This is a genomic window from Mycobacterium sp. SMC-15, assembly GCF_045310925.1.
Classification (GTDB): Bacteria; Actinomycetota; Actinomycetes; order Mycobacteriales; family Mycobacteriaceae; genus Mycobacterium.
Genome location: NZ_JBJIAJ010000001.1, coordinates 389,270 through 401,599 on the forward strand (window position 1 = coordinate 389,270; position 12,330 = coordinate 401,599).

Annotated in this window: 11 protein-coding genes; 3 read left to right on the top strand and 8 right to left on the bottom strand. The window is 66.0% G+C overall.

Features of this window, described 5'->3' with window-relative positions:
- Positions 1-2 precede the first annotated feature (2 nt).
- The 4 genes from ACJH71_RS01865 to ACJH71_RS01880 are packed head-to-tail and all read right to left on the bottom strand — an operon-like array spanning position 3 to position 5,643.
- The gene (locus ACJH71_RS01865; RefSeq protein WP_406756324.1) at positions 3-1,643 is read right to left on the bottom strand and encodes a peptide chain release factor 3; all 1,641 of its coding nucleotides are present in this window, start codon (positions 1,641-1,643) and stop codon (positions 3-5) included.
- 34 nt (positions 1,644-1,677) lie between these two features.
- Positions 1,678-2,331: a TetR/AcrR family transcriptional regulator gene (locus ACJH71_RS01870; protein ID WP_406756325.1), complete on the bottom strand. Its 654-nt coding sequence runs from the start codon at positions 2,329-2,331 to the stop codon at positions 1,678-1,680.
- A gap of 10 nt (positions 2,332-2,341) precedes the next feature.
- Positions 2,342-5,215 carry an RND family transporter gene (locus ACJH71_RS01875; protein ID WP_406756326.1) on the bottom strand — a complete coding sequence of 958 codons (2,874 nt, stop codon included), beginning with the start codon at positions 5,213-5,215 and terminating at the stop codon, positions 2,342-2,344.
- A complete protein-coding gene (locus ACJH71_RS01880; protein WP_406756327.1) occupies positions 5,212-5,643 on the bottom strand; it encodes an MmpS family transport accessory protein in 432 nt (143 codons plus the stop codon). The genes ACJH71_RS01875 and ACJH71_RS01880 overlap by 4 nt, the downstream gene beginning before the upstream one ends.
- 235 nt (positions 5,644-5,878) lie before the next feature.
- Here ACJH71_RS01880 and ACJH71_RS01885 point away from each other — a divergent pair, with 235 nt between their 5' ends.
- Positions 5,879-7,297, top strand: a complete 1,419-nt coding sequence (locus tag ACJH71_RS01885) for an SDR family NAD(P)-dependent oxidoreductase (RefSeq protein ID WP_406756328.1) — start codon at positions 5,879-5,881, stop codon at positions 7,295-7,297.
- A gap of 6 nt (positions 7,298-7,303) precedes the next feature.
- Here the strand turns inward: ACJH71_RS01885 and ACJH71_RS01890 are convergent, their stop codons facing one another.
- The 3 genes from ACJH71_RS01890 to ACJH71_RS01900 all read right to left on the bottom strand — a co-directional run bounded on the left by ACJH71_RS01890 (position 7,304) and on the right by ACJH71_RS01900 (position 8,907).
- On the bottom strand, positions 7,304-8,140 hold the full coding sequence (locus tag ACJH71_RS01890) for an SDR family NAD(P)-dependent oxidoreductase (RefSeq protein ID WP_406756329.1): 837 nt from the start codon (positions 8,138-8,140) through the stop codon (positions 7,304-7,306).
- Positions 8,141-8,142: 2 nt separating this feature from the next.
- Positions 8,143-8,619, bottom strand: coding sequence for a nuclear transport factor 2 family protein (locus ACJH71_RS01895; protein ID WP_406756330.1), 477 nt, complete (start codon positions 8,617-8,619; stop codon positions 8,143-8,145).
- A 153-nt stretch (positions 8,620-8,772) separates the two neighbouring features.
- A complete protein-coding gene (locus tag ACJH71_RS01900; protein ID WP_268811455.1) occupies positions 8,773-8,907 on the bottom strand; it encodes a hypothetical protein in 135 nt (44 codons plus the stop codon).
- A 224-nt stretch (positions 8,908-9,131) separates the two neighbouring features.
- On the opposite strand from ACJH71_RS01900, the gene ACJH71_RS01905 reads away from it, so the two are divergent.
- Positions 9,132-9,521 carry a hypothetical protein gene (locus tag ACJH71_RS01905; RefSeq protein WP_406756331.1) on the top strand — a complete coding sequence of 130 codons (390 nt, stop codon included), beginning with the start codon at positions 9,132-9,134 and terminating at the stop codon, positions 9,519-9,521.
- Positions 9,522-9,660: 139 nt separating this feature from the next.
- Here the strand turns inward: ACJH71_RS01905 and ACJH71_RS01910 are convergent, their stop codons facing one another.
- Positions 9,661-11,325, bottom strand: coding sequence for an ABC-F family ATP-binding cassette domain-containing protein (locus tag ACJH71_RS01910; RefSeq protein WP_406756332.1), 1,665 nt, complete (start codon positions 11,323-11,325; stop codon positions 9,661-9,663).
- An 89-nt stretch (positions 11,326-11,414) separates the two neighbouring features.
- On the opposite strand from ACJH71_RS01910, the gene ACJH71_RS01915 reads away from it, so the two are divergent.
- Complete coding sequence (locus ACJH71_RS01915) at positions 11,415-12,179, top strand: S1 family peptidase (RefSeq protein WP_406756333.1); 765 nt, start codon at positions 11,415-11,417, stop codon at positions 12,177-12,179.
- Positions 12,180-12,330: the final 151 nt, after the last annotated feature.

Genomic DNA, 12,330 nt, shown 5'->3' on the forward strand with positions numbered 1-12,330 from the left:
GGTTACCCCTCGGCGGCCACCAGGGACCGCAGCTGTACGTCGGGGTTGTCGCGCTGGAAACCCTGCAGCCGCCACGCGTTGGAGAACAACACCAGGTGCACGCCGTCGGTGCGGATCAAGACTTCCGCCAACGACTGTTTGTTGACGAAGTCGACGTCGCCGGCGTCCACGATCCGCGCGACCTGATACGGCAGCGGTTCCAGCGTGATCGGCGCGCCCATTTCGCTGGCCATGCGGTGTGCGGCCACCTCGAACTGCATCGGTCCGACCGCGGCGAGCACCGGCGCCTGCTCTCCCCGGCGATCGGAGACCAGCACCTGCACGACACCCTCTTGGTCCAACTGCTCGATGCCACGACGGAACTGCTTGTGCTTGCTGGGATCGACGTTGCGTGCCACCGAGAAATGCTCGGGCGAGAAGCTCGGGATCGGCGGGTACTGCACGGGCACTTCGCAATACAACGTGTCGCCCGGACGCAGGGCGGCAGCGTTGGCCAACCCGATCACATCACCGGGCCAGGCGGTGTCCAAGGTGGAACGCTGCTGGCCGAACACCGACTGGGCGTACTTGGTGACAAACGGCTTGCCGCTCGCGGCGTGGGTGAGGACATCGCCACGTTCGAAGGTTCCCGAATACACCCGCGCGAAAGCGATGCGATCGCGGTGGGCCGAGTCCATGCCGGCCTGCACCTTGAACACGAAGGCGCTGAACGGTGCGTCGGTGGCGCGCCGGCCGCCGTCGACGTCGAGCGCCCCGCCGGGAGCCGGCGCTAACTCGGTAAGCACGTCGAGAAGCTGATTCACCCCGAAGTTCAACGCCGCCGAGGTGAACAGCACCGGTGTCGCCGTGCAGTCCAGGAACGCCTCGCGGTCGAAGTCGGATCCGTCGGCGGACAGCAGCTCGCACTCTTCGACCGCGGTATCCCAGTCATCCCCGGCCGCGGCCTGCGCATCGGCCGCGGCGATGTGCTCCTCGGGTGCCGCGGTGGCGCCGCCGGCGGTACGGGTGAACCGGATGAAGTTTCCAGACCGGCGATCGAGCACCCCGTCGAATTCTCCGGCGATGCCGACCGGCCAGGTCAGCGGGGTGGGCCGTAACCCGATGCGGGTGTGGATCTCGTCCATCAATTCCAGGGCATGCCGGCCGGGACGGTCCCATTTGTTGATCACGGTGATGATCGGGATCCGACGATGACGGCACACCTGGAACAGCTTGAGGGTCTGCGGCTCGAGGCCTTTTGCGGCGTCGATGAGCATCACCGCGGAGTCGACGGCGGTCAGCACCCGGTAGGTGTCTTCGGAGAAGTCGGCGTGGCCGGGAGTGTCGAGCAGGTTGATGACGCAGTCCTGCCCCTTGGGGGTGCGGTACGGGAACTGCAGGGCCGTCGACGTGATGGAGATGCCTCGGGCTTTCTCCATCTCCATCCAGTCCGAAACCGTGGCACGACGACCAGACTTGCCGTGCACCGCACCGGCCTCGGTGATGGCCTTGGCATGCAGCACCAGGGCCTCGGTCAAGGTGGATTTGCCGGCGTCGGGATGGCTGATCACGGCGAAGGTGCGGCGCCGGGCTGCTTCGGAGGAGATCCGGCCGGTTGGCGGCGCTGCGGCGACCGTCGGCGAATCCAGGGCGTTGTCGGTCATTGCGTCAGCAAGTGTATGGGCGATCTGGAACAAATCAATAATCGGTCCCGGCGTCGGCCGCGTGGCGATCGGTCTGCGCGTTCGCCGCGAGAACAGCGGGAAGGACCAGCGTGTCGATGACCTGCCGGGCGAACTTTGCGTCGAAGCTCTGACCGCTCATCACCCGGATCAGACCTACCCCGGCCAGCACATCGGCGACCAGCGACCAGTCGCGCCCGGACGCCACCTCGCCACGGTCGGCGGCCCGCTGCAGGATGGTGGTCACCACCCGCCGGCCCTTGAGCAGAAGCATGTCATCGAGCGCCGAGGCCAGGTGTGGATCATGGGCGGCCTCGACCGCGACCCGCAACACCACGTCGTTGGGGATCAGCGCGTCGTCGGTGCGCGCCATCCGTCCCACCAACGCGTCGAAATCGCCGACCAGGCTGCCGGTGTCGGCGACGTCGTCATCCATCAGGTCGGGCCGCCAGTACACCAGCGCATCGGCGATCAGCGCAGCCTTCGACGACCAGCGGCGATAGATGGCGGCCTTGCCGACACCGGCGCGCGCGGCGATGTCGTTCATGTTGGTGTCGTCGTAGCCGTTCTCGGCCAACGCGGCCAACGCGGCATCGAGGATCGCGGGATCACGCGACCGATCGAGTCGCCCATCGGTGCGCCTGCGCAATTTCGAATCGGTGTCTGCCATCGCCAGACACCTACGATGTGGGTTGCGGAATGGGCGCGGTGTTGTCTTCGGCCGGCTGCGGTCCGGGTCCGCTGCGGCCCCGCCGGGTGATCTCAAAAGTGTTGAGCGGCCACCAGAACCAGCGACCCAGCGCCGCAGCGATCGACGGTGTCATGAACGCCCGGACAATCAACGTGTCGATGATCAGGCCGATACCGATAGTCGTACCGAGCTGGCCAACCACGCGCAGGTCACTGACGATCATCGCCATCATGGTGAAGGCGAACACCAGGCCCGCCGCGGTGACGACACGCCCGGTAGCCCCCACACCCCGGATGATGCCGGTGTTGAGCCCGGCGTTTATCTCCTCCCGCAGGCGCGAGACCACCAGGAGGTTGTAGTCCGAACCCACTGCCAGCAGGATCACCATCGACAACGGGATCACGATCCACTGCACGCCCAGGCCCAGAATGTCCTGCCAGAGCAGGACCGACAATCCGCACGCGATACCCAAGGATGCGGCCACGGTCCCGACGATCACCAGGGCGGCCACCACGCTGCGGGTGATGATCAGCATGATCGCGAAGATCAGGATCAGCGACGCGATCAGCACAATCATCAGGTCGATGACGACGCCGTCCTGCATGTCGGCGTACAGCGATGCGGTACCGGCCAGCGAGACCTTCGCGCTGGCCAGCGGGGTGCCCTTGAGGGCATCGGCGACAACGTCTTTGAGGTCCCGGACATGTGCGATGCCCTGCACCGAGGCCGGGTCGCCCTGGTGGGTGATGATCATCCGGACCGACTGGTGATCGGGCGACATGAACATCTTGATGCCACGCTTGAAGTCAGGATTGTCGAACACATCCGGCGGCATGTAGAAGAAATCGTCGTTCTTGGCCTGATCGAAGTACAGGCCAATCTCCGTCTCGCCCTTGGCCAATTCCTGTTGCTGGGCCTGGGTTCCGGCCATGGTGCTGTGGGTCGCGAGCATGAAGTCGCGCATCGTCGTCATCGAGTCGATGGTGTTCTGCAGAACCGGCAGCATCTGCGGCAGCAACTTGTCCAGACGGTCCATATCGACGGTGAGATTCTGTATCTGTTCGTCGAGTTCGTCGATGCCGTCCATGGTGTCGAAGATCGATCGCAGTGAGTTGCAGATCGGGATGTCGAAGCAGTGCGGTTCCCAATAGAAGTAGTTGCGGAACACCCGGAAGAAATCATCGAAATCGGCGATATGGTCACGCAATTGATCAGTCGTGTCCGCCATGTCGTGGGTCCTGGCGACCATGCTGTGGGTGACTTCCGTCATCTCCTTGGTGATGGCGTACATGCGCTCCATGTTGGCGACGGTCTTGCTCATCTCGTCGGCCTGTTCGAGCATCTGAGCCGAGTTGTCGTTGTTGAACTTCGCGGCCTGCAGGGTGCCGGCGTTCTGCGCACCGAGCAGGAATGGGATCGAGCTGTGCTCGATCGGTGCGCCCAGTGGGCGGGTGATGGTCTGCACCCGATCGATGCCCCGCATGCGAAAGACGCTCTTGGCGACCTTCTCGATCACCAGCATGTCTGCGGGGGTGCGCAGGTCATGATCGGTTTCGAGCATCAACAGTTCGGGGTTCATCCGGGCCTGGGAGAAATGGCGGTCCGCGACGGCCATGGCCAGGTTGGCCGGCATGTCGGCGGGAGTGAACTTCTGGTCGTTGTACTGCGGTACATACGTCAGCAAGCTGATGAAGCCCACGACGGCAAGCGCGCTGCTCATCAAGATGACCGGGACGGGCCAGCGGACCGTGATGGTTCCGACCTTGCGCCAGTTCCGCGTCGAGAGTTTCTGTTTGGGGTCGAGCAGCCCAAACTTCGATGCCACGGTGAGTATCGCCGGGGCCAGTGTCAGTGAGGCGGCGATGACGACCAGAATCGCGATCGCGCAGGGCGGCCCCATGGTCTGAAAGTAGGGCAGCGTGGTCATGCTCAGGCACATCAAGGCGCCGACAATGGTCAGCCCCGAACCCAGGATGACGTGCGAGACGCCACTGTAGGAAACATAGAACGCCTCTTCGGGATCGAGGCCGTTAGCTCTTTCTTCGTGATATCGGCCGAGGAGAAAGATCAGGTAATCCGTGATCGCGGCGATGGACAACATCGTCACCATGCTCACCGCATACGGGGTCAGGCCGATGATGTTCATGTTGCCGGCCGCGGCCGTAACGCTCATTGCGGCAAACAGTCCCAGGCCGATGGCGACCATCGAGATCAGCATCGTCACCACCGAGCGATAGATGGCGAGCAGCATCACGATGATGATGGCGACCGACACAAACTCCAGCCGATGCATGCTTTGGTGGCCGGCCACACTGGTGTCGGCATTCAGGACCGTGTTGCCCGCGACATGGGCCTTGATACCCGGCGGCGGGGTCACCGACGCAACGATGTCGCGCACCGCCGCCACCGACTCATGGCTTTCGGTGGTGCCCTGCGAGCCATTGAGGAAGATCTGCACATAGGCGGACTTGCCGTCCACACTCTGCGAACCCGCCGCGGTCAGCGGATCACTCCAGAAGTCCTGGATGTTCTGCACGTGCTCGTGATCGGCCTCGAGTTTGGCGACGATCTCGTCGTAGAACTTGTGCGCGGCCTCCCCGACCGGCTCATCGCTCTCGAGCACGACCATCGCCGTGGAGTCCGAATCGTACTGCTGAAATACCTTGCCGATATTGAGCATCGCCGCGTACGACGGCGCACCGGTAGGGCTGATCGGGACCGACCGGGTGGCCGCGACCTCGCCCAGTGACGGGATCACCGCCCCCAGGACGATCACGAGGAGCACCCAGAACAAGATGATCGGCACCGAGAACACCCGGACCATCCGGCCTAAGAAGGGGCGGTGGGTCTGCGGCTCGCTCATACGGATTTCACCAAGCAGTAGATGAACGGTTTGATGGTGTCGTCGCTGGCCCGCTCATCGCGCACTTCGTCGTCGACGGTCACCCGGCATCGAAGGTCGCGGGTGTTGCGATCGCCCTGGGCCATGATGTTGGCCGACATCGACGGCAGCGTCGTCACGATCGTGAACGACCAAGGCAACGACGCGTTCTCGACGAGATTCGGTTGCCCATTCTCGTCGAGGTAGTTGAGGTTTGCGGTCCCACCGGTCCCGGTGATCTCGTAGGTGATGTGCTTCGGATTGAAGTTCTCGGTGATTGCGGACCCTTCCGCCAGGTTCGGGCCTTGGTGTCCCAGAGATTCGCGAATCCGGGAAATGGCATAGCCGCCCAGTGCCACGACAACCACCAGCAAGAGCGGAATCCAGAACCGCTTCATCAGTCGGAACACCGGGTGCATGCCTCTCGGTCGTTCGGGTCGATCAGATCCAGACGGGGGCAACCCGGCTCGCGCGCCGCCCAATTCAGGCGAAGAAACCATGCTGCCAACCGATACGGAACCCGAGTTCCGCGCGTAGAGCGTTGCTTAGATTACCTGATGATCTGACCGCGTGGAACTGCCTTGATCCCGATCGCGGGTCTGTCGTGTTTTTGCCGGTCGTTACGGGGCCGTACCCTTACCAGGCGTGACCGTCATCGACCCGGAAAGGCTCGCCACCTGCCTACAGGTGCTCGCCGAGATCGACTCGCTGCCACCGGAGCACCCGGACGCCGTGGCCGTGCGCCGGGCCACCGCGCGCATGTTCAAGGCGGTCAAGAAGGCCCGCCGGACCGCCCGCCGCGACGCGGTGGCCGCCGCCGACCAGGCCGTCATCGCCGCCACCGCCACCGGGGCGCCGGGCCGCATCGACGACGAGACGCAGGGCATTCCGCTGGTGTCTGCCGCGGTCGGGGCGTCGGCGGGCACGCTGCTGCGCTCGCGGGCCTGCTACATCTGCAAGACCCACTACACGCAGGTGGACGCGTTCTATCACCAACTCTGTCCGGGCTGCGCCGCGATGAGCCGGGCCAAACGCGATGCGCGTACCGACCTCACCGGACGACGGGCCCTGCTCACCGGCGGGCGCGCCAAGATCGGCATGTACATCGCGCTGCGGCTGCTGCGCGACGGTGCGCACACCACCATCACCACCCGATTCCCCAACGATGCCGTGCGGCGCTTCGCCGCGATGCCCGACAGCGCCGACTGGCTGGACCGGCTGCAGGTGGTGGGTATCGACCTGCGCGACCCGGCCCAGGTCGTCGCGCTGGCCGACACGGTCGCTGCCCAGGGCCCGTTGGACATCCTGATCAACAACGCCGCGCAGACGGTGCGGCGCGCGCCCGGCTCCTATGCCGCCCTCGTCGAGGCCGAGCGCACCCCCGCAGGCGAGCTGGTCGACGTGATCACCTTCGACCATGTCAGCGACGCACACCCGGCGGCCCTGGCCGGCAGCCTCGCCGAGCACCAGCAGCCACACGCACTGACCGAACTGGCCCTGACCGCCCGCAGCGCGTCCCCCGAGCGGATCGCCGCAGGCGTCGCCATCGACGCGGGCGGGCTGCTGCCCGACACCGCCGCCGTCAACAGCTGGACCCAGCACGTGCACGAGATCGACCCACTGGAGTTGCTCGAGGTGCAGCTGTGCAACCAGACCGCGCCGTTCATCCTGGTGAGCCGGCTTCGCCCGGCCATGGCGGCGGCTACCGCGCGCCGTAAGTACGTGGTGAATGTGTCGGCGATGGAGGGGCAGTTCAGCCGTCGCTACAAGGGTCCGGGCCACCCGCACACCAACATGGCCAAGGCCGCGCTGAACATGCTGACCCGCACCAGTGCCGGCGAGATGCTGGAGAACGACCGCATCCTGATGACCGCGGTGGACACCGGCTGGATCACCGATGAGCGCCCGCATCCCACCAAGCTGCGACTGGCCGAGGAGGGATTTCACGCCCCGTTGGATCTGGTCGACGGCGCCGCGCGGGTCTACGACCCGATCGTGCGTGGGGAAGCCGGCGAAGATCTGTACGGGTGCTTCCTCAAGGATTACGCGCCGAGCAACTGGTAGGCGCCGTCAGTACAGCGGCCCGCCGCCGAACAGTTCGCGGTGCGAGTCCGGCTGGTTTCCCTCGATGTCGGTGACGCCGTAATCCAGCGCGGCCTCGGCGGTGATCAGGGTGTGCCCGCTGCGGGCAGCGAGGTCCGGGTCATTCGCCAGGGCGGCGACGACGCGGCCGATGAACTCCGGGGTTTCGGCGTTGGCCAGCGGGAAGCCCTGGAAGTTGTCCAAGCCACGGGCCATGAAGCCCTGCATGACTTCGTTCTTCACCAATCCGGGCCAGAGCGATACCGCGCTCACCCCTGTTCCGGTCAGCTCGACGGCCATGTCGGCGGCCATCTTGTCCAGCCCGGCCTTGGACACGCCGTAGAGCACCGAGTGCAGGTGCCCGCGGGCCCCGAACGAGGAGATGTTGGCGATCAGGCCGGCGCCGCGCGGGACCATCAGCTGCGCGGCATGCACCGAGGCGACGTAGTGGGCGCGCAGGCCCACCCCGATCAGGGTGTCCCAGTCCGACAGTGGGCGCTGCCAGAACTTCTCGGTGAACCCGGCGAATCCCTTGGGCGCCGCCCACACGTTGTTGACCAGCAGATCCAGCCGGCCGTCCTGCTCGTCGCCGATGCGGGCGAACAGCTTCGCGATCTGCTCGTCGTCGCGGTGGTCGCACTGGACACCGATGCCGCGCCCGCCGCACTCGGTGACTTCCCGCGCGGTCTGATCCAGTGGCCCGTCGGCCCCGACTTCGCCGCGGGCGGTGACGTAGACGGTCCAGCCGTGCGAGCCGAGCGCCAGCGCAACTCCCTTGCCGACGCTGCGGCTGGCGCCGGTGACCAAGGCGATTCGGGTGCTCATCTCTAGGCCTCCACGATGGCGTCGTCGCCGAGGGGCCGGGTGATCACCCAGAGTTGGCGGAAGTGACTGCGGGCCATTTTCCAGGCGCCGTCCTCGATCACGTAGTCGTCGTCGTACTCGCCGGTGAGCAGGCGTTCGGTGCGCTCAATCATGTTGAGCTGCCGGAACTTCAGCGTCCACCGCCCGGTGGCGGTGCCGGGGCCGGTGATGGTGATATCGGGATGCATGCCGTGGTGCATGTCCAGGATCACCGGTTTGCCGTCCACCTTGTGCAGCGCGATCTTGGTGAATACCGCGGCGATCTGATCGGCGTCGTCGAACCCGCCCAGGGGTCCGTAATGAATGTCGGCCCCGCGATTGATGAAGCAGGCCCGGAAGGTTTCGGGGTCCTTGGCGTCACACGCCCGGAAGTAGCGGTGCTTGAGGGCTTTGATCGCCTCGATCTGTTCGAGCGCGGTGAGCCGCTCCTCGGGTGTCATCGCTCGACGATAGTTGTCGCGTGTGCAGGCGGTGAGATGGTCCCCACCCGCCACAGGCGTACCGCGACTGGCGGTATGACATGAGTTCGAATCGGATAGCGCCGGGGATATCAGCCGGTTAGATCTTGCAGCTGACCGACCGCCGCGGTGGAATCAGCAGATTTGGCCGGCGAAGAAGGCGGCCGACACCAGACCGACGCACAACGCCAGGGTGGCATGACCCATCATGCCGGCGCCGACGGTCGCGGTGGCAGCGGTGGCAGCCAAGCCGCTCAGAAAAGTGGTCATTGCCCCATCTCCTGTGGTGTGCATCACATCAAGGTTTCCAACGTGGTCTACACCACATCATACCTCTAAGGAAAATGCCAGCCCCGTCCCATTCACCGGAAAGTCGCCGGACTCTTGTGGGGTTCGGCGGCCGGCGCGATAAGACCGCGGGGTGGCCTTGCGAGCGTCGAGCGCTTGTGGATAGACAGACTTCTCATGCCGCCGGTTCCGCGTACGCTGCCACCATGCCGCCGAAGGACCTCGAGTCACGGGTCAGCGCCCTGGAGGTGCAGGTGGGCGAGTTGCGCGGCCGGGTCAGCGCCAGCGAACGCGACGCCGCCGCAGCCCGGGTGCTCGCCGGTGGGGCTGATCGCGACGTGGGTGAGATCCGCGGTGAGATCCGTGACTTTCAGCGGGCCACCATCGGGAGCTTCAACGCGTTGCGCCAGGACATGGTCGATGGCTTTCGACAGATCGACGAACGGTTCGCGCAGGTCGACGGAACATTCGGACAGGTCGCTACCGGCTTCGCCGAGATGCGCGCCAAGTTCGACATGACCGCGGCCGGACAGCAGCGCATCGCCGAGCTGATCCAAACCGTCATCGACACGCAAGCCGGCAACGGCTCGGAGTGACCGATTCTTCGAATGCGGTAGAGGTTTCTTGCGGCGATCGAGCCGTTCTGGACTCTGGCGTAAACGCTGTTTCCCAACGGCTCGGGCTGACGCTTCGATCGTTGGCCGGCTCACGGCCGCCTCGGATAACCGCTTCCGCCTACAGCTCGGTAACACTCCCGGCTTCGACCCGCCAAGTGCGGTCCAACCGGACGTTCTGCAACATCCGGCGGTCGTGGGTCACCAACAACAGCGCACCGTCGTAGGTCTCCAGCGCCTGCTCAAGCTGTTCGATGGCGGCCAGATCGAGATGGTTGGTCGGTTCGTCGAGGACCAGCACGTTCGTGCCGCAGGCCTGCAGCAACGCCAGGCCGGCGCGGGTACGTTCCCCGGGCGAAAGGTCGTCGACCGTGCGCTCCACATGGTCGGCGGTCAGCCCGAACTTCGCCAGCAGGGTGCGCACGTCGGCGGTCGACCAGTCCGGCACCCGTTGCTCGAAGCGATCGACCAGACGGGCGGGGCCGGTGAAATCGGCGCGCGCCTGGTCGATTTCACCGATAGCGACGTTGGCGCCCAGACTTGCGCGGCCGGCGTCGGGCTGCTGACGACCGAGCAGCAGTCGCAGCAACGTCGACTTTCCCGCCCCGTTGGGGCCCACGATGCCGATCCGCTCGCCGGCATCCACCTGTAGCGACACCGGTCCGAGGACGAAATCGCCTTGCCGCACCACGGCATTGTCGAGTGTCGCGACTACCGAACTGGACCGTGGCGCAGCCCCGATGGTGAACTGCAGCGTCCATTCCTTGCGGGGTTCGACGACCTCTTCGAGGCGGGCGATCCGGCTCTCCATCTGGCGCACCTTCTGCGCCTGCTTCTCGCTGGACTCGGTGGCGGCGCGGCGGCGGATCTTGTCGTTGTCGGGCGCCTTGCGTATCGCGTTGCGGACGCCCTGACTCGACCATTCCCGCTGAACACGGGCCCGGGCCACCAAATCGGCCTTCTTCTCGGCGAACTCGTCGTATTGCTCACGCCGGTGCCGGCGATTGATCTCCCGTTCCTCGAGATAGCTGTCGTATCCGCCGCCGAAGACGGTCGTCGTGTTCTGGGCCAGATCCAGTTCCAGGACACGAGTGACGCTGCGGGCCAGGAACTCTCGATCGTGACTGACCAGCACTACCCCGCCGCGGAGATCACGGACGAACTGCTCTAACCGGGCCAGCCCGTCCAGGTCGAGATCGTTGGTCGGTTCATCGAGCAGGACGATGTCGAACCGCGACAGCATCAGCGCGGCCAGGCCCACCCGGGCGGCCTGTCCGCCCGACAGTCCGGTCATCAGCGTCGACTCGGGCTGCACCGCCTCGGCGTCCAGTCCGAGGTCGGCCAGCACCGCCGGCACCCGATCGTCGAGGTCCGCCGCGCCGGTGACCAGCCAGTGGTCGAGCGCAATGGAGTAGGCGTCGGCCGGATCGGTACCCGCGGGGGCGTGATCCGGATCGGCCAGGGCCGCGGCCGCGGCGTCCATGGCCTGCGCCGCCTGTGCGCAGCCGGTCCGGCGAGCGATATAGGCGCCGACGGTCTCCCCCGCCACCCGCTCGTGCTCCTGCGGCAGCCAACCGACGAACGCATCGGCCGGGGCGATGTTGACCGCACCGTCGAGCGGCTCCAGATCGCCGGCCAGGATCCGCAACAGGGTGCTCTTGCCCGCGCCGTTGGCACCCACGACGCCGATGACGTCGCCCGGTGCCACGGTCAGGTCAACGCCTTCGAACAGGGTGCGGTGCGCGAAGCCGCCGGCCACATTCTTGGCGACGAGTGTTGCGGTCATGGGTACATGGTCGCAGCTGTCCCCCCTGTTCACCCTCCGCGTAAGCGCCCCACCTGCACACCCGCCCCACCCTCGGTACCCTCGCCCAGATGGCCGCCTTTCGACGACCCCCGCCCAAAACCCTGCTCAAACGTCTGTCCATCGCGGCCGGCGTCGTAACGGTCTTGGCGGGCATGGTCTGGGTCAGCCGCGCCCAGCCGGTGCAGCAGCTCATCCCGCAGCCGCCGGCCGAGGCGATCGGCCCCGGGGTCGGCATCAATGTGTCCTCTACCGGCAGCTCCGAGGCCACCAGCTGCACCGCGGGCTTCCTCGTACGCAGCAAGGACGGCCGACCGGGACTGCTGTCAGCGGGGCACTGCAACAAACCCGGCGGCTCCGGAACGGTGTCCATCCACAACGGTGCCCTGTACCCCACCGTCGGCGCCTTCACCGAGAGCGTCTACGACGGCAAAGACGGCAACAACATCGGCCTGATCACCTTGGACGACCCCGACAAGTTCCCGCTGACCTCCGAGGTCGATGGACACCCGGTCAGCGGCGTCGCTGACAACATCAAGGTCGGCGACACGCTCTGTCATTTGGGCGTCCGCAGCGGCGAGCCGATGTGCGGTCCGGTGGCTGCCAGCGGAAAGGACAAGGTCAGGTTCGCCGCGGCTACCACCTGCGGTGACGCGGGTGGCCCGGCCTACCGGATGCGCCCCGACGGCACCGCCGAAGCGGTCGGCATCCTCACCGCGGAGTCCGACGGCGAGGATCCCGAGACGGCCTGCGCGCAGCCACGCGAGTCCTCCGTCGCTCAGCTCATCAAGCCGTGGCTGCAGGCCTGGCAGCTGACGCTGGTCACCACGACCTAAAGAGCCTCTACCGCGGCCGCCCGGCGCGCGCGACACTGAACCGGACGGGACGCTGCTCCGTGTCACTTCCGGGAGGCTGGTGCATGGGTAGAGGAAGACCAGCGGCAGATCGATTCTCGGCCGCGGGCACACCGCGGCCGGACACTTCTGC